Annotated in this window: 16 protein-coding genes; 8 read left to right on the forward strand and 8 right to left on the reverse strand. The window is 40.7% G+C overall.

Annotated elements, in window-relative coordinates:
- Positions 1–34: 34 nt before the first annotated feature.
- Positions 35–1,291, reverse strand: coding sequence for a Y-family DNA polymerase (locus tag AAEY98_RS13700; RefSeq protein ID WP_192114876.1), 1,257 nt, complete (start codon positions 1,289–1,291; stop codon positions 35–37).
- A 6-nt stretch (positions 1,292–1,297) separates the two neighbouring features.
- Complete coding sequence (locus AAEY98_RS13705; RefSeq protein WP_011637424.1) at positions 1,298–1,711, reverse strand: LexA family protein; 414 nt, start codon at positions 1,709–1,711, stop codon at positions 1,298–1,300.
- A gap of 411 nt (positions 1,712–2,122) precedes the next feature.
- On the opposite strand from AAEY98_RS13705, the gene AAEY98_RS13710 reads away from it, so the two are divergent.
- The 5 genes from AAEY98_RS13710 to AAEY98_RS13730 all read left to right on the forward strand — a co-directional run bounded on the left by AAEY98_RS13710 (position 2,123) and on the right by AAEY98_RS13730 (position 8,186).
- Positions 2,123–3,235: an MlaE family ABC transporter permease gene (locus AAEY98_RS13710; protein WP_101088332.1), complete on the forward strand. Its 1,113-nt coding sequence runs from the start codon at positions 2,123–2,125 to the stop codon at positions 3,233–3,235.
- 2 nt (positions 3,236–3,237) lie between these two features.
- Positions 3,238–4,002: an ABC transporter ATP-binding protein gene (locus AAEY98_RS13715; RefSeq protein ID WP_351017616.1), complete on the forward strand. Its 765-nt coding sequence runs from the start codon at positions 3,238–3,240 to the stop codon at positions 4,000–4,002.
- On the forward strand, positions 3,999–4,982 hold the full coding sequence (locus tag AAEY98_RS13720; protein WP_192114874.1) for an MlaD family protein: 984 nt from the start codon (positions 3,999–4,001) through the stop codon (positions 4,980–4,982). The genes AAEY98_RS13715 and AAEY98_RS13720 overlap by 4 nt, the downstream gene beginning before the upstream one ends.
- Positions 4,983–4,986: 4 nt before the next feature.
- Positions 4,987–5,586 (forward strand): PqiC family protein, encoded by a 600-nt coding sequence (locus tag AAEY98_RS13725; protein ID WP_351017619.1) that lies wholly within the window; start codon positions 4,987–4,989, stop codon positions 5,584–5,586.
- A 530-nt stretch (positions 5,587–6,116) separates the two neighbouring features.
- Positions 6,117–8,186, forward strand: a complete 2,070-nt coding sequence (locus AAEY98_RS13730; protein ID WP_335692340.1) for a M13 family metallopeptidase — start codon at positions 6,117–6,119, stop codon at positions 8,184–8,186.
- Between the two features lie 402 nt (positions 8,187–8,588).
- Here AAEY98_RS13730 and AAEY98_RS13735 read toward each other — a convergent pair whose 3' ends face one another.
- From AAEY98_RS13735 to AAEY98_RS13760, 6 genes are all read right to left on the reverse strand, one after another.
- The gene (locus AAEY98_RS13735) at positions 8,589–9,137 is read right to left on the reverse strand and encodes an HD domain-containing protein (RefSeq protein WP_182744453.1); all 549 of its coding nucleotides are present in this window, start codon (positions 9,135–9,137) and stop codon (positions 8,589–8,591) included.
- A gap of 107 nt (positions 9,138–9,244) precedes the next feature.
- Positions 9,245–9,823, reverse strand: coding sequence for a hypothetical protein (locus AAEY98_RS13740; RefSeq protein ID WP_351011899.1), 579 nt, complete (start codon positions 9,821–9,823; stop codon positions 9,245–9,247).
- Between the two features lie 209 nt (positions 9,824–10,032).
- Positions 10,033–11,358 (reverse strand): hypothetical protein, encoded by a 1,326-nt coding sequence (locus tag AAEY98_RS13745; protein WP_351017623.1) that lies wholly within the window; start codon positions 11,356–11,358, stop codon positions 10,033–10,035.
- Positions 11,359–11,900: 542 nt separating this feature from the next.
- Positions 11,901–12,290, reverse strand: a complete 390-nt coding sequence (locus AAEY98_RS13750; protein ID WP_123884677.1) for a hypothetical protein — start codon at positions 12,288–12,290, stop codon at positions 11,901–11,903.
- Positions 12,283–13,158 (reverse strand): hypothetical protein, encoded by an 876-nt coding sequence (locus AAEY98_RS13755; RefSeq protein ID WP_123884678.1) that lies wholly within the window; start codon positions 13,156–13,158, stop codon positions 12,283–12,285. The genes AAEY98_RS13750 and AAEY98_RS13755 overlap by 8 nt, the downstream gene beginning before the upstream one ends.
- Positions 13,159–14,215: 1,057 nt before the next feature.
- On the reverse strand, positions 14,216–14,422 hold the full coding sequence (locus AAEY98_RS13760; protein ID WP_101088339.1) for a hypothetical protein: 207 nt from the start codon (positions 14,420–14,422) through the stop codon (positions 14,216–14,218).
- Between the two features lie 724 nt (positions 14,423–15,146).
- On the opposite strand from AAEY98_RS13760, the gene betI reads away from it, so the two are divergent.
- From betI to betA, 3 genes are read left to right on the forward strand one after another with little or no spacing between them, the layout of a single operon-like run.
- Positions 15,147–15,743: a transcriptional regulator BetI gene (gene betI, locus AAEY98_RS13765; RefSeq protein ID WP_101088340.1), complete on the forward strand. Its 597-nt coding sequence runs from the start codon at positions 15,147–15,149 to the stop codon at positions 15,741–15,743.
- Complete coding sequence (gene betB, locus AAEY98_RS13770; RefSeq protein WP_351017627.1) at positions 15,743–17,209, forward strand: betaine-aldehyde dehydrogenase; 1,467 nt, start codon at positions 15,743–15,745, stop codon at positions 17,207–17,209. The genes betI and betB overlap by 1 nt, the downstream gene beginning before the upstream one ends.
- 13 nt (positions 17,210–17,222) lie before the next feature.
- Complete coding sequence (gene betA, locus AAEY98_RS13775) at positions 17,223–18,917, forward strand: choline dehydrogenase (protein ID WP_351017630.1); 1,695 nt, start codon at positions 17,223–17,225, stop codon at positions 18,915–18,917.
- The last annotated feature ends 104 nt before the right edge of the window (positions 18,918–19,021 follow it).

Below are 19,021 nucleotides of genomic sequence, written 5' to 3' on the forward strand. Positions count from 1 at the left end.
AAACCTTAGTCATAAACCTTAGTAATATAAAACCTTAGCATTTAATGCTGGGTAAGCATTTCCATTGGGTTGAATATTGAGGTGTGAGTAAATCACGGCGCATGGCCCATTTTTGTTCTATTCCTTGTGCTGCCAGAAACACTGTATCGCGGCCATATCGTTGGTTGATGCCGTCAAGCGTATCCATCAAGGCATAATTGACCTTCGCGGTATTAAATAAATCAAATTGAAAATGTTTCTCGCTGGCTAAATCAACCAGGCCTACACCAATTTTGTAATAACGAACACCATTGCTAAATAATCTCGGGGCGGCGTCTGTCATGGCTTTAGTGAGTTCAATGGTGCAATTGGTTGGACACGGAAAATGGACAATAACTTTATAACTCACAGGCCGCTCGTCGTGGGGCGAATTACTGGCAAATAACAACATGGTTTTGCAATGTGAGCCTTGTTGACGAGCTTTACTTGCTGCGATGCCAACATGTTTACTCAATGCCTGTAATAGCGATTCAAAATCGCAAATACGTTCACCCACACTACGAGTGGAGAAAATTTGTTTTTTATCTGCCCTAGCCTCATCCCATTGTTTACACACTTCGCCGTTAAGTTCTCGTACGGTGCGTTCAATTTCAATGCTAAATTGTTTTCTGGCTAGACTCGGTGGCATAGAGGCGAGATCGTATGCGCTGCGAATATTCATCAATTCAAGCTTTTTACTGATGCGCCTGCCAATCCCCCACACCTCTTTAACGGCAAGCTGGCGTAAAATGTCATTACGTTGCTGCGCAGTGTCGATAACGCACACACCTTGGTATCCCGGTATTTTTTTAGCGGCGTGATTGGCTATTTTAGCTAAGGTTAACGTTTGGCCCATGCCCACACAAACAGCCAAGCGGGCTTCTTTCCAAACGGCACGGCGAATTAACTGACCTTGGCTATGCAGGCATTTGATTGCGGGATAACAATGTTTAAAAGACAGGAAGCTTTCATCGATGGAGTACACATGTTGCTCTGGTGCAAAACGACCAATTATTGCCATCATCTTTGCCGATAAATCGGCATACAATTCATAATTAGATGAACACACAATGACATTGCGCTGGGCACATAATGCTTTAGCTTGAAAGTAAGGCAAAAACTTCTCAATACCCGCCTCTTTTGCTTGCCGATTAGCCGCGACAATACAGCCATCGTTATTGCTCAGTACAATAATCGGTCTGCCGCGCCAGTCAGGGCGAAAAACCTGTTCTGCACTACAATAAAAAGCATTGGCATCGACTAAGGCAAACATTGTTACCTAACCTTTTTTGCTGATAAGCAGTGGGCTTTGACGATGACAACGAATTGAGCGAATAACCACGCCTTCAATACTAAAGTCATCATAGTCGCAGATGGTCACAGGTAAATGTTGCTCATTAGACGACATCAGCATTCGCCGATGCATGTCGAGAATTTTACACACAAACTCACCATTAAAATTAGCCACTATCACGTCGCCATTTCTAGCCGTTTCATGACGATCGACAATCAATAAGTCACCATCATATATTCCCACACCTTGCATCGACTCACCTTGGGCTAAGCCGATAAAAGTGGAACTTGGATGCTGGATTAATATCTCATCAAGGCTGAGGCCTAACTGAAGGTACTCAGCTGCAGGAGATTCAAAACCGGTAATGCCGGCGCTGGCTGCAATGGGAATAACGCGCATATGACAACCTCTAATATGAGACGTACGGTATAAATACAAACCGTATAAATAAACAGCACACAATAAACGCTGTATAAAAACACACTGTATAAATAAACAGTATATATTAGCGTTAAATTTTGTCAGCGCAAGTTTATTTGCTTTAAATCACGACAAGCGGCGGTTATGTTCAATCGTTAACGCCGTTTTTATTGCCTCTGCACAACAACATCGGTCCATAACTAATGCTTCTTCAATGTAGCAAAGCGTCAATACATCAAAGTGATAGCTTCATTATTGATGAAATAATATGTCCAAGGTCAAAATATAATCAACGAGCTTGGTCTACACTGATAACAGGATCAAAAATCAAGCTAACCTATTTATTAAACAAACGAATAGACTTATTTCATATTGGCTCGGGGGTCTAGCATGACACTCGCAACATTCCATATCGACATGCACGATGATAACTGCTTACTGAACCTTGCTGGTGATTGGCAATTAGGCCAAGCACCGCTAGGCGCAGATATTTGTGCTGAGCTGCCATCTAATTGCCAATCTGTCACTTTAATCACCACAGAGTTGTCTCATTGGGATTCAAGCCTCGCCATTGCCTTATTACAATTATCTCGCTGGTGTGAGCAACATAAACTATCACTAGACACTCAACAAACACCTCAAGGGTTGCAGCAACTACTGCTGCTCGCTACCGATGTTGCGGTTTATCAACCAACTAATGAGGGTGCCCTAGGCGGGCTATGGCCGACCTTACGTCGAGGATTGATTAATCAAGGCTTACAAGTACACGATGGATTAGTATTTGTCGGTAACTGCACTTTGGCACTCGGGCGTTGGTTGGTTGGCAGAGCAAGAACTCGCCGGAGTGATATCGTTTTTTTTATCGAACAAGCTGGGCCTAAAGGGCTTGCGATTGTGACCTTAATTAGTCTGCTAGTGGGAATGATTTTGGCTTATTTAGGCTCGGTACAGCTGCGTCAATTAGGCGCCCAGGTATATGTGGCTAATTTAGTGGCTATCGGAATGGTGCGTGAAATGGGCGCCTTAATGACAGGCGTTATTATGGCCGGCCGAACCGGAGCTGCTTATGCGGCGCAGTTAGGCACCATGCAAGTTAATGAAGAAATTGATGCGCTGCGAGTAATGGGTATTCCTACCATGGAGTTTCTGGTTTTACCGCGATTATTAGCATTAATTTTTATTATGCCACTAATGTGTATTTATTCGGATGTAATAGGCATGATTGGCGGTGCGTTAGTTGCTAACGGGATGGGCGTGAGTTATACCCAATATATTTTGCAAACCCAGGTTGCGATTGATTGGGTAGATATTTCCACTGGTTTAATAAAGAGTTTAATTTTTGGATTTTTAATTGCGATTGCGGGTTGTCAGGCAGGACTGCTTTGCGGACGTGACTCGAATGCCGTTGGTTTAGCGACGACCCACGCAGTGGTTAAGGCCATTGTTTTTTTGGTTGTCTCCGATGCAGCGCTTAATATCTTATACGATAAATTAGGGATCTAACCATGGTTGATGATGCCTTTATCAGTGTACGTAATCTATCAGTCGGCTACGGCAGTACCGAGGTGCAAAAAAAACTCAACTTCGATATTAACAAGAATGATATCTTTTTTGTCATTGGCGGCAGTGGTTGTGGCAAAACAACCTTGCTCAAATCGATGGTGGGATTACTCACGCCACTAAAGGGTGAAGTACTCTATCAAGGCAAAAACTTTTATGAAGCAGATGAACCCGAGCAGTTAGCAATGCTCAAAAATTGGGGGATTACCTTCCAAACAGGCGCATTGTTTTCGAGCATGTCACTTGGCGAAAATGTGGCTTTACCCCTGCAGCTCTATACCGACCTTTCGGAGCGACAAATTGCAGAAGCCGTTGCCTATAAGCTAGCATTAGTTGGCTTAGCGGGCTTCGAGAAGTTTTACCCTGCCGAGTTAAGTGGCGGTATGCACAAACGCGCAGGATTAGCGCGGGCGCTGGCATTAGACCCTCAATTGTTATTTTTTGATGAACCCTCTGCGGGTTTAGACCCTATTAGCTCGATGCGATTAGATCAATTAATCGTGCAAATATGCCAGGCGCTAGACTCTACCGTGATCATCGTGTCCCACGAGCTGCCCAGCATATTGTCAATCGGCACTCGCTGTGTGTTTTTGGATAATGAAACCAATACTATGCTCGATTGTGGTGACCCACGAGAATTAAAAATACACAGTAGCCAGCCAAGGGTTCGTCAATTTCTCAATCGTACCGAAAAATCGGAGATATCATGAGTAAAAGCCAACGACTTCCGCTCGCGATTGGTGCCTTTATTTTTGGCGCTATTATCTTAGTGTTTATTGCATTACTGTTCTTTTCTGGGGGGCGTATATTTGCAGAGAAAGCCCCGGTAGTGATGTTTTTCAACAGTTCAGTGCAAGGGTTACAGGTAGGCGCACCGGTAAAATTAAAAGGGGTCATAATAGGTGAAATAAGCGATATCAGTATCGATTTCCCTAACGACAGTAGCCAGGGTGTCACGGCTGCAGTTCATGCCGACTTATTGTTGAAACGTATCAATATTAAGGGGATCCAAGTAGGTGAAGAGTTTTTTTCACACGCCATCGATAACGGCTTACGCGCCCAGCTGAATTATCTGAGTTTACTCACCGGACTGCTATATGTTGAACTGGATTTCTTTCCCAACACCTCGCCGTTATTCCATGGCGAAAAAGACCAATTATTAGAATTGCCGACCATCGCGACTGATTTCGAATCGTTGTCCAAAGATCTGCAATCGTTAAACTTAAAAAGTTTAGTCAACAATGTCGACAATTTAGCCCAGCAGCTCAGTGACATTGCTGCCAGCGGAAAAATACAGCAAGCATTGGATAATTTTGATAATGCAGCCAAAGCCGTTAACAACACCGCGATTAACTTGGACAACACTCAAGCAGCGTTAGGTAAAAATGGGCTTGAAGTACTGTTAAAACTCGATAATTTACTGGTGCAATTAAATAATGATGAACCCAAGCTCGTTGAGTCGCTGAACCATAGTTTAACTGAATTACGCAATACACTATTAAGCATGAATCAGCTTGCAAACCAAGCAGGTAACACACTCGACCAAAACTCGCCCTTGTTGATAGAACTCACCAATACCTTGGAAGAAATCCGCCGCACAGCTCGATCATTACGTAGCTTGAGTGAAACCTTAGATGAACAACCTGAGGCCATCATACGCGGTAAAAAAGCCCTACCTTTAGGAGAATAATGTCATGGGGAAATATGGAGTTTGGACCATTAACTGGGGGATCGGTTTACTGCTATTGAGTTTAGTGAGTGGCTGCCAAAGCTCTCCCGAAAAACAGTACTTTGTGTTAACTGCAATACCCAACCAAATAGTGTCGGGCAGTACTGCGTTAGAGTATGACATTGGTATAGGGCCAATTGACGTCGCCGAATACTTACATTTTACACAGCTGATGTATCAACTTGACGATGGTAACCTGCAACGATTTGCCAATAGTTATTGGGCTGAACCGCTTGAACAAGGAATCAGCCGGGTCATGAGTATCAATCTCAGCCAAAGCGATAACCGTCGTAACCTAGTGTTATTTCCTTGGCAAGCAGACAACAGCCCCCAGTACAGCATTAGAATCAAGGTTATTTCCCTCAACCGAGATGGCAATAATGCCAGGCTCAATGCCAACTGGGAGCTAACAAACAATCCATTAAACCAAACATTGGCAAAACAAAATTTTATCGCGGTCACTAATGCAGGTTCGACGGCAGCGGAGTTGGTCAGCGCGTACAGCAACTTATTGGCTCAGTTGGCAAAGGAAATTGATAAATCATTACCACAACATTCAGATTAAACACTCCAGCCTACTGTCAGCATTCTCGCGTCAGAGTTGTTGTGTAAGCAATGTTGTGTAAGCTTTGTTGTATGAGCGATGGTGTGAGCGGTGGAGTAAATCATAAACCTAACTATTAAGCTGTTTTACAGCGTATTGAGCAAACAAGCTCAAACAATAACGCTATCTATAGCACTACTTGTAGCACTACTTGTAGCACTATCAATACTGATGCCAATCCCAAGAAAAATAGCAACCCAACACAGTTAGGTGGCTTAACACTGGCAGCGTTCATATTACAAAGCCTAACTCACCTTTATCCCAAGTTTAGGTTAATTATGCTGATGATAATCAACTGCTCTTATCTGTGCCTCTCAAATAAACAACACAGCCAATAAACATCAAACCAACACATATTCAGCCACGCATTTCATTGCTTAACTCAGCGTTAGTTAAATTTGCTAACAATTCGAACATTGACATTTTTTGTCAGTCTTTCAATATGGCTAGGCAAATAATTCTGTAAAAATAGACCAAGGAACACGATAACAATGAATAAATCCTTAATTGCGATTGGATTAACCACAGCACTATTAAGTGGTTGCGGCGTATCTGATACAAATAACACTAAGCTTGCAGCCGTGACCTCACCGGCCCCTGCTAAAGCAGAGTTAGGTACTTTTGGTGTGGATTTAGCTGCACGAAATGAAGCCGTTAAACCTGGCGATGACTTTTTTATGTATTCAAGTGGCACTTGGTACGACAACTTTGTCATGCCTGCCGACAAAACTCGTTATGGCGCATTTAATGCCTTAGCTGAGCGCAGTGAAAATCAAGTGAAAGCAATTATCGACGATATTGCCAGCCGCAGTGACTTAACTGCCGAAGAACAATTAATTGCTGATTTTTATCATGCCTATATGGATACCGACACCATTAATAAACTAGGTATCACACCAATTAAAGCCACCTTAGATCAAATTACTGCGATTAGCTCAACTCAAGATTTAACCAAAGTATTCGGTGAAGCATGGCTTACTGGTGCATCGTCCCCTATTTGGGGTGGAATGTGGTTTAACCGTATAGATCCCAATCAATATGAAATGACCATCGGTGCTGGTGGTTTAGGCCTGCCAGATCGCTCGTATTACCTCGAAGACAGTGAGCGTTTCGTTAAAATTCGTAAAGCTTATGTTGAGCATATCGCTGCAATGCTGGCTTTTGCTGGTATAAACGACGGTGCAAAACGTGCCGAAGCAATTCTTGCCCTTGAAACAAAAATAGCACAGGCACAATGGCCTAGAGAAAAACGCCGTGACCGTGATTTAACCTTAAACCAACTCAAACGTGAAGAATTGGTTAAGCAATATCCTGGATTTGATTGGGATATCTATTTCGCACAGAGTGGTTACCAAGTACCACAACTCAACATATCTGAACCTGAACCGGTTAAGGCTATGATTGGCTTAATTAACCAACAACCGCTCACTGTGTGGCAAGACTATTTAACATTCCACACCATTAGTAATAATGCAGGGTTATTGTCTGAAGACATTTTTAATACTAATTTTGCTTTTTTTGGCAAAGAACTCACTGGGCAAGAGCAACCTCGTCCACGCTGGAAACGTGCAGTTGAAGAAATGTCTGGCACTCAGTCTCTAGGTTTCGCTATTGGTAAAGTCTATGTGTCGCGTTATTTCCCTGAGTCGTCTAAACAAAAAATGGCCGAGTTAGTTAAGAACCTGCGCACAGCATTAGGCCAACGCATTGATGGTTTAGATTGGATGGGCGACGAAACTAAAGTGAATGCCCATGCTAAGTTAGCGGCATTTAACCCTAAAATTGGTTACCCTGATGTGTGGCAACAGTTTGATGGCTTAACCCTCACTAAAAATGATTTAATGGGTGATATTAAGAATCTGCGCAAATATTTCCAAGCCGATAGCGTAGCGAAAGAACTGGAAAAAACGGATCGTAATCGTTGGGGTATGACACCGCAAACGGTCAATGCCTATTACAACAGCTCGTTTAATGAAATTGTGTTCCCTGCGGCAATTTTACAACCGCCATTTTTCGATCCAAACGCAGATGCAGCAGTTAACTATGGCAGTATCGGTGCCGTAATTGGTCACGAAATGGGCCATGGTTTTGATGATCAAGGTTCTAAATCAGACGCCAATGGCGTTCAGCGTAACTGGTGGACAGATGAAGATCGTGCCGCTTTTGATGCTAAAGCCGATAAGCTCGCTGCGCAATACAACCAATATGAACCAATCCCTGAAAACTTTGTTAACGGACGTAACAGTCTCGGAGAAAACATTGGCGATGTGGGCGGTTTATCAATGGCATACCATGCTTACAAATTAAGCTTGAATGGTAAAGAAGCCCCGGTGATAGATGGCGTTACTGGCGATCAACGTTTCTTTTTAGCTTGGGCTCAAGTGTGGAAAGAAAAACGTACCGAGCAAAGTATGTTAACTCAGTTACGTGCCGGCACTCATGCACCAGGTCGTTACCGTGCCCTCGCCCCGCGTAACCACGATGCTTGGTATAAAGCCTTTGATGTTAAACCAGGTGATAAGTTGTACTTGCCTGAAGATCAGCGCGTACGTATTTGGTAATTTAGTGCATAAATAGCTGCAATAACGTGCCGCGATAGCAACAAGCAGCCGACATAAAAATGCCCGTCAGTTAACTGACGGGCATTTTTGTATCACTATCTATGCCAATTCCTAAAATAATATCAGCAAGCTTATGGTTAATAGCAGAGGCGAGTGAAGACCTAGACAAACATTCGGATTGATTAATCAGTTACTGGTAATATCGTTTGAACACTTTTCAAGTCGGTTAACAATTTTCTCTTGATAAGCTTTTACCGTAGAGAAACTGTGTATTTTCATAAATAAGTCCGAAGCAGTTTCTTTAGATGCATCCGTTAAATTAACCCCTTTATACAGTGCTGGTTAACTCGTCCAGGATGAACTTAACAGGACGCTGGGAGGATTAAAGTTGTTTCGTTTAGTTTATTTAATGTACTTGCTATAAGTATTTATTTTAATGAGTAACCTGTCAGCAAGAAAGTGATTGGCTTCACCAAGTTGTTTCAAAATATAGTATGCCTCATCTCTATATTTTAATATTTTGTCAGTATCCCAATGCTTTGGCGGTGGTTGTAGATTTGTAATCCTGTCACATAATTTTACCATCCAAATTTCAATGGGTTGTTCTTTAATCCTACGAATACTGTCTTCCATTTTTTCCTTTTTTGAAGACAGCTCCTCATTCTTACTTAGCGCTAGAACCCCGCTTGCCACGTCTGTACCAAATTCATGTTCAATATCTTTAAATGTGGTTTTTGTATCCTCAATGGAATCATGAAGCAAAGCACAAACAATGAATAAATTAGGTTGTTTAATATTTTGAGTTGCAGCAATAGCCGCCGTTGCTTCCATGCAAACTAAGCCTAAATGATTAATATAGGGTATTTCACTGCCAGGTATCGTTTGCCCCATATGAATGGCTGAAGCAAAATTCCATGCCTTTAAATACGCATCTTGATCCCAAATATTCATTTTTCATCCTTTATAGTGCAGAACGCTAACGCTGTGCAAAATTGCAACATCTAGCTAGTTTAAACTTAACTTAATAATAAATCACCCAACATAGCTGCTTTGATAATTCATATGTGTTTTGTTCGAATCCACGTTTTCTTGTTTTTTGATACTCGTTCTATTTTTTTTGCTTTTATTAATGCATTCAATGCTTTTGTGAAATCGGGTTTTGACTGGTTAAGTTTCTTTCTGACGTTCTCTGTTGTTTGCTCTATTTTGAAATGTTCATAAATTTTTTGTTCAAGACTTTGTGGTGACTTATTTTTCTTTGGCTCAACAACCGGAGGTATAGATAGAACCTGTTTCTTTGATTCAAGGGCAATATTATGTCTCACGTTGAGGAGCTTGCACTGAAAAGAAAACGCGGTAACCAAAGCATTATCTTGTGAATAAAGGACAAAGTGGCAGCCAACTCGTTGCTGTTCAGTTAAAGATGCAATAATTCCAACCAACTTGCCTATAATGTAAAAGTCAGCTTGATTAGAACCCGTGGGATAGTTTGAATTGCATATGAATAGCTTTCTCTCACAAATTTCTTTAACCGCATCATTCTTGGAGAAAACTAACACTTTATCAGTAATCGACACACTTACGGCTTCTACTTCCTTGAGACCAATATTTTCTGCATCTATAAATATAAATTTCAAACAATAATCCTTTTTTGTTTAAATATATGTCATCAGCGTATTCTGCATGACAACTGGCTGCATCAAGCATCATACTTTGTGCTAAGTTGCGGGGCGGCTGGGTGATCCAAGAGGGAACAGCCGTTGGTTTCCTTTTAAATGATTAATCATGACACCCATTTTTATGATAGAGACGAGTAAAGACCTAGACAAACATTCGGATTGATTAATCAGTTACTGGTAATATCGTTTGAACACTTTTCAAGTCGGTTAACAATTTTCTCTTGATAAGCTTTTACCGTAGAGAAACTGTGTATTTTCATAAATAAGTCCGAAGCAGTTTCTTTAGATGCATCCGTTAAATTAACCCCTTTATACAGTGCTGGTACCGTATTTTGTTTCATGGAATTATCTGCAAATATTAAATTTAATTTGACTACACGGGCCAACTCTTCTTGATAGAGAAAAAATTGCCTTAAATGTGTATTCTCTATTTTGGCAGTTTTGGATCTGTCTATTGTTAATATTTCGTCAATTAGGCGGTTTAATCTACTACGAAACTCAATCGCTTCATCCATAACCTCAAGCCATTTTATTTCAGTATTTGATAACAAAGCCAAAAAATACAATGTACGTGCTTTGTTATAATTAATAAATCCTGGCCACATAACATCTTCACTAGAAATATTAAGTGCTCTATCAAACTGGTCACATGCAGATTTTAAATACATGGTCACATCTTCTATAATTGACGGAGATATAGAGCCAATACCTTTCTGTACCAAGCTAAGGCCGTTAAGTGAGAGAATATCGATATCCCCCATATTCAGGGACTCTCTAAGCAAGTGCATGCCCTTTTTGTTGTAATATAAACCAAGGTAATTGTGATAAATCGTTTTTGTGACAGGATTTCGAAGTATAGGACCACGAACATGGAGAAGATCTGCATGGATATTAAAATTACCATCAGCAACAAAATTCTGATATGAAACAACAGCTTTAAATAACTTTATTGTTTCAGTTATTTGAATTGAATTTCCCTTGCTTACCGAATGCAGTATGTCTCGTTGCCTATCTACCTCTGTTAATATCTTGTCCATGCGTTTTTTATAGAGTTTTTTATCCGTATCAGAAGCATTAAAAACAGCAGGAAATAAAACGATAAGATCAATCATATACTGTAACGTATCGGCAAAAAGTACGGCAGTACCGGATTCTTTTTTCAACTTATACTCAACTGAATCAAATAGTTCTTTGTCTAGTGTTTTTTCGTCTTTAGACTTAAATTGATTGATTAACTCAGGAAGAGAAGTTACATAGTGCTCATTATCAAGAATGTTACCTTCCATTTTGCTTATATTGTTCACACTATCGATTGATGTATACGTCCTGACAGCTATAAATAGAGCTAATAGTGCAATGCAGAAACCAACTGTCGATATTGTAAAACTCAGTAAATCTTTGCCCTCTTTAAGATAATATACCCAAACTGCAATACAAGAAGAAAACATGACGAGTATAAAAATTGTGAAATATATTATTTTTGATGTACGCATTTATCTTCCTAATATTATTAATATTTGTACGTATATATTGAACTAAAACCTAAAACAACAGAACGCGTTAGCGCGTCAATCCAAGAAGCCTTTATTTATAAAATGTCGTTCATCACACCAATATCCTTGAGGATAAATTGTACCCAATAATAGCATTTTAACTTTTCTTTGAACCATGGTCATGTACCATCTTGTAGTGGCTAAATCATTTGAATAATTTGAACGCCGTACTGTCTTACATTCAAAATCAACCAAAACAGGCTTTAAAATCAGAGTTAAGGTCATCTATTTTTAATTAAAACCAACTCATTTTTGGACAAGAGCTTGATAGAGTTATTGTACTATTCGATAGTAATAGTTATTAGATTTTGTAGGGCTAGTGAAGGAATCTAACTGATGCCCTCACTCCATTGACCATCACATGCGTTACCCGCAGTGGTTTTATAAAAGCAACCTATTAGGCGCTGGTTTATAAGTGACTTGGTTTTTCTGTTCAGTCAACTAGAAAGAACTTCTTTCGTAGATGAAGCTGAAATTTTTCACTATTCCTTGCTCATTTCATTGATTACAGTGGCTGCTGGAATGTAATATATTAATGAAGTAACACATAACACTCCCTGCACCCAATAGACTGTATCCGAGACACTTTTTATTAAGTTAAGTGATGTGTACATCGTCAAGGAAAGTAAGCATAAACTAAATATTTTTACTTGATAGGTACTAAATTCATCTCTTTTCTTACTACTATCTGGCACGTTGAATGATTTTGCTACTAGTTGACCATACATTATTGAAGTAGCAAGTGAAAAGTCGGTCAGTTTTATGAAGCTAAGAAGATCACCACCAATCCACTTTATGATAAATAGTATCAGCAGTGGCAGCACGATGAACATCACCTCCTTTTTGGCTGGTTCATAATTTCTATTAGTCATCGGCTAAGCCTAAATCACCTTGCGTTAATATTTCTTCTTCGGGAACTACTCTAATCACTTCTATGATCTCATAGGTATATGATTTTTTCTTTTTACCAGGTTTATTGGTTTGGGTGTATTTTGCCTTAACCTCTAGTCCTTCACCTGGCCATATCTGAACCCTTCGTTTTTTAAAGTCATCTAACCACTTTACACATGACATTTTCGCTGTAATCTTACGGCCGTTATGCGATTTCCTTTCAAATTCCCAGTTAAGTTCATCTTGATAGGCTGGTCGTCTTAAAGTCAAAATCTCGCTGTTTATATGCATAACTTCACAGTTTTCAAATATTGCTTCAGCATCACGTGGACAAGAGAAAGTTGGACTTAAAGGTACCATATTTTCAAACCGTCCAACTTCGACCTTATCATTTTCATGAAGGTTTTTCTGAGCCTTGTCTAACTTATGAAGTGCATCAGCAATATGGTAAAGGTTACCGTCATTTTTACAGATAATTTTAAGCATTTCAGGGTCATTAGCTGCAATAGAGTAAACTTCATCAGCGAACTGTCTAACATCACTTTCAGAATCAACTTTGCCAACACAGGAGATTTTTCTTTCGATTCCATTAGCTATTAGATCAAAAAGTTTACCAGTGCTAACTCCGTTAACACACTTGCTGACAGTTTTTCCAATATCAGCAATGAGTGACCCACTGCGAGTTTCATTTAAAGTAGATGAGATTTTCAATTCACTACTGTAGCCATGAAGAAATGCAGCCTGAAGCTCATTAAACCCTTCAACATAAAGTGCCATAGCCTTAAATATTCTCTCTGGGCAATCGGCACTTGTGTCATAGTTAATTCGTAACGAGTAGACTGTAGACATTAAGGTTCCCTATTTACTATCTATAAAACTGTATGGTGATAGATTATCACGTACTTATTATATGCCAAAGAAAAACAGTAAGTTAGCATAACTATCCTTGCAGATGGTCATCAGCCCTGTCTAAGCAGTTTGACGACTTAAGAGAAATTAGCTTTCTGAATCTACAACGAACTTATTAACAGTTTATCTGCCTTTGTTGTGGCTAAGTTTATTGGCCACCATTCTAGATTTGTTATTGCAAAACATGTGAAATGAGAAAACCTATGGCAAACCAAAATGAATATACCTCGATTGAGCAACAACGTTAACTCATTTCGGGGCAAAAACGAGTTAGTTTTCTTGACTTGGAAATGGTGTGATTCAACTCTGAACTTTAGGACGTTGAAGAAAATTGCGTGAAGCTCACATGGATGTGAGCTTAGCTTTCGTTGGCCAAGGATGGCCTATCGGAAGCGTTAGCATTTTCATTCTTTACTATAAAGAGTTGGCCGAAGCAGGCTGCAAATAAAGTTAAAAGCTGGATCTACCCCATGGCGACCTTTTCGCAGCTCTTGTTTTGTAAATAGCGAAAATGTTGCGGGGCGGCTGGGTGATCCAAGAGGGAATAGCCGTTGATTTCCTTTTGGTCTGGTGTGGGTGAAGCGCCACGACGTTAGTGGCCACAGGCCATATTCCAAACACATTTTGGGTCAAAAACAAGTTAGCTTTCTTGTCTTGAAAAAGGCCAAATTCAACTCTGAACTTGAAGCAGTTAAAGAAATTAGCGTTAGCATTTTCACTCCTTAATACAAGATGGGCCGAAGTTAGGCTACAAATGACGTTAAAAGCTGGATAAATCCCCATGGCGATCTTTTCGCATCTAATATTTAAGTCAATTGGGAAAATGTTGCCGGGTGGCTGGGCTAATTCTTTTATAAAGAATAAAGAGGGAACAGCCGTTGGTTTCCTCTTAGTCTGGTGTGGGTGAAGCGCCACGACGTTAGTGGCCGCAGGCCATATTTATTCCAAATAAACTTAGGCAATAGTTAAAACAGATAAACAATAATGCCTACAGCGACTAAAGCCGGATAAAATACGGTATCGCAACTAAGATTATTCCCATAATCAGCAAAGTGGTCACGCTGGCAACAAAATAAGGAAACACGATTAATGCCATTCCTACACACAAGGGAACAATCGCCCTTTGGCGCTTACCATAAACAAAATACCCCATGCCTATAGCGCCAAATAGCACACTCCACATGATCATTGATGCACTGCCCATCTGTGTTCCTCTTATCTAATCATCTTGCTATTTGAACCTTTAAATAAGGTTATAGCATGGTTATTGTTTTTCTATCACGTCTCTATGATAAATCCAGATCATCGTTGGTGACATTATTCAGGCAGTAGAGTTAATCAAACTGCCCTCCCCAGTCCTTAATAACCAATCCTTAATCCTTGAACACTGAACACTTAGCAGAATACATCACCCATATGAATAACATTAATACCTAACATTAGTCAGAGAGAATAAGGCTGTGGTTGTAGAGTGACACACTCCAAAAAAATACTGGTGAAATTGGCTAAAACAAACAGATTTAATCAATATAGCTCACGCTATGTGCTCAATGACTCTGCCGTTTTTCAATCAATACCAAGCTCATGGCTCTACAATCTATATCTGCACGAATGAGGCTATTTAGGGACATAACGCCTATTTTAAAATGATATTTTATCAATCAAAAACCTAAAAATAACTGCAGCTGTAATGATTTCATGTAAAATCTCTTCGTTTTTTACAACAAACCATCAACCAAAGCCAGATAACATTTAACCCATACAGAACAGTGTCTTATTTTTTATAATTAGTTTCCTATCTTATTTTGTCACTGGAATGTTGTGATCTATATCAAGTTATAACTTGATAATTACAGCACTAATCATTAGTATCGTTATTAATTGAGCGTTCAATTAACAACTCTTAATACAGATAACGGACCCCTTTTATGTCAAGACCTACAATGAAAAACGTCAGACAACAACAGCTGATAGATGCCACGTTAATGTCAATCGAACGTCATGGGTTACAAAACACTACTATTAATACCATTAGTGGATTGGCGGGAATGTCATCAGGGATCATCAGCCACTATTTTGGTGGTAAACAAGGGTTAATTGAAGCCACGCAGAAATTTCTGTTAGAGGAATTGAAGCAAGCATTACTGACAAGAACGTCAGGCAAAACATTAACCCCAATAGATCGGCTTTCAATGATCGTGGAAGCAAACTTTACCGAATTACAACGTTCAACAGCCGCGACAAAAACATGGTTAAGCTTCTGGTCCCAAGCGATGCACGATCCTGGGTTAGCAAGATTGCAAAACATTAATAGTCAGCGGTTATACAGCAACCTGCTTTTTTCGTTTAAACAATTATTACCCAATGCAGCAGCAGTTAATGCAGCCAAGCAAACAGCGGCAGTAATTGATGGTTTTTGGTTACGCAGTGCGTTGAGTACCACCCCAATAGAAGATTTTAAACAAGCCCAAATTTTATCTAAAGCCTTTATCAAGGCTGTGATCGTGCACAACGGAGTAGAATAATGTCATCGTTAGTTATTTATCAAAATTATATCCATGGAAAATACCAATCAAACGGTACAGGCGAAACATTTGAAGTGATCAATCCTGCTACTGGAGAAGTCAGCTATTTAGTTGAAGTAGCAACCGAGTCTGTGCAAAAAGCCGCCATAGAGAGTGCCAAAGCAGGTTTTGCAGTTTGGTCAGCGATGATGCCGATAGAACGTAGCCGCATTTTATTAAAAGCCGTTGCCCTACTCCGTGAGCAAAATGATCAGCTTGCTGCAGGTGAAGTATTGGATACCGGTAAGCCATGGCAAGAAGCCTCGGTTGTCGATATCGTTACTGGCGCCGACTCTATAGAGTTCTTTGCCGGACTCGCCCCAAGTATTGAAGGCAATCAACAGCCTGTTGGCGCTGACTTTTATTATACTCGCCGTGAGCCATTAGGTATTTGTGCTGGTATTGGCGCATGGAACTACCCGTTACAAATTGCTTGTTGGAAAGCAGCCCCTGCACTTGCTTGCGGCAACGTAATGATTTTTAAACCTTCAGAAGAAACACCTCGCGGCGCAATGCGTTTAGCAGAAATATTCACTCAAGCAGGTGTACCAGATGGCGTGTTTAACGTTGTTCAAGGTGACGGTAGAGTTGGCGCATGGCTAACCACCAATGAAGATATCGCTAAAGTGTCATTTACGGGCGAAGTCGGAACCGGTAAAAAAGTGATGGCCGCTGCTGCGGGTTCATTAAAAGACGTGACTATGGAGCTAGGCGGAAAGTCGCCATTGATTATCTTTAACGATGCCGATGTTGAAAATGCGGTATCAGCAGCAATGTTAGCGAATTTCTATACTCAAGGTGAAGTGTGTACCAACGGTACTCGCGTGTTTGTGCAGCAAGATATTTATCCGCGCTTTATCCAACGTTTAAAAGAGCGTACCGAACAAAACATCGTTTGCGGAGACCCAATGCACCCTGACACCAATTTTGGTGCATTGATTTCACGCGACCATCAGCAAAAAGTACTCTACTACATTGAAATCGGTAAAAAAGAAGGTGCCACCTTATTAACAGGCGGAACAGCATTAACGCCTGACAATGCACCGAATGGTTTCTTTGTTGCACCGACGGTATTTACAGATTGCACTGATGAGATGACGATTTCGAAAGAAGAAATATTTGGCCCTGTGATGTCAGTATTTACCTTTACTGATGAAGATGAAGTTGTTAAGCGTGCCAATAGTACTCACCTAGGCTTAGCGGCAGGTGTATTTACGCAAGACATTACCCGTGCACATCGCGTTATTCATCAAATGCAAGCCGGTATTTGTTGGATAAATGCTTATGGTGCCTCTCCTGCAGAAATGCCGGTTGGTGGTTACAAGATGTCTGGTATTGGTCGTGAGAATGGCTCTGAAACATTAAAAGCATACACCCAAATAAAAGCTGTTTACGTTGGTATGCAGTCACTTGAAAGCCCATTTTAGGAGTGACCCATTAATGTCTACGCAAATATCTCATGAATACGATTATATTATTGTTGGTGCCGGTAGCGCAGGTTGTGTATTAGCCAACCGCTTAACGGAAAATCGAGACAATAAAGTCCTGATACTTGAAACCGGTGGCAGCGACAAGAGCATTTTTATTCAAATGCCTACGGCGCTATCTATCCCTATGAATACTAAAAAGTATGCATGGCAGTTTGAAACCGAAGCCGAACCACATTTGGACAATCGCCGTATGCATTGCCCGCGTGGCAAAGTGTTAGGCGGTTCATCATCAATCAATGGCATGGTCTACGTACGTGGTCATGCGCGTGATTTTGACGAGTGGCAGCAACAAGGTGCAAAAGACTGGGATTACGCTCACTGTCTGCCTTACTTTAAAAAAGCTGAAACATGGTCTTTTGGCGGTAATGTTTATCGCGGTGATAAAGGTCCATTAGCGGTTAATAACGGTAATGAAATGAAAAACCCGTTATATCAAGCGTTTGTGGATGCAGGTGTCGATGCCGGCTATCTAGCCACTGATGATTACAACGCTAGTCAGCAAGAAGGCTTTGGCCCAATGCACATGACCGTTAAAAATGGTGTGCGTTGGTCTACGGCAAATGCGTACCTTCGCCCGGCGATGAAACGTCCGAATTTAACCGTGGTCACTCATGCGCTTGTACATAAAGTGATTATGCAAGGCAAAACGGCTGTCGGCGTTCGTTACGAACGTAAAGGCGAGCTAATAGATGTTAACTGCAATAAAGAAGTGATTTTATCTGCAGGTTCTATTGGTTCACCGCATATTTTACAACTGTCGGGTATTGGTGATTCAAGCACGTTAGCTAGCGCAGGCATTGAACAAGTACATCAATTACCCGGTGTTGGTCAGAATCTGCAAGACCACTTAGAGTTTTACTTCCAATTTAAGTGCTTAAAGCCTATTTCGCTCAATGGCAAAATTGACCCGTTAAACAAATTGTTTATTGGTGCTCGCTGGATTTTTAATAAATCAGGTTTGGGCGCAACTAACCATTTCGAATCGTGTGGATTTATCCGCTCAAAAGCGGGTTTAGAGTGGCCGGATCTACAGTACCATTTTTTACCTGCTGCTATGCGTTACGACGGTAAAGAAGCATTTGCTGGCCATGGTTTCCAAGTTCATATTGGCCACAATAAACCTAAAAGCCGTGGCGCCGTAACGGTTGTATCAAATGATGCCAAGGTTGCGCCACAAATTCAGTTCAATTATTTATCGCATCAAGATGATATTGAAGGCTTTAGAGCGTGTGTGCGCTTAACCCGTGAAATTATTAATCAACCGGGTTTAGATGAGTATCGTGGTGAAGAAATTCAACCAGGCTTATCAATACAGACAGATGAAGAAATTGATCGTTTTGTTAGAAGCTCAGTAGAAAGCGCTTATCACCCTTCTTGCTCATGCAAAATGGGTGAAGATGAGATGGCTGTTGTCGACTCTGAAACAAAAGTTCATGGTATTCATGGTTTACGAGTGGTTGACTCGTCAATTTTCCCGACCATTCCAAATGGTAACTTAAACTCCCCGACTATTATGGTCGCCGAGCGCGCTGCCGACATCATTTTAGGCAACAAACCTCTTGCGCCAAGTTTGGCAAAAGTGACTATTGCTGAGCAATGGCAAACATCACAACGATTACAAGCGCCTAAACGACAAATTGATTAACACCCATTCGTCGATGTGTATTCATTTATAGACATCGACAACAGGTTGATGGCCAACCTACATTTTTGTAAATGGCCTATTTAGCCAAGTTCAATCTATCAGGG

This window comes from Shewanella sp. AC91-MNA-CIBAN-0169, from assembly GCF_040310165.1.
Taxonomy (GTDB): Bacteria; Pseudomonadota; Gammaproteobacteria; order Enterobacterales; family Shewanellaceae; genus Shewanella.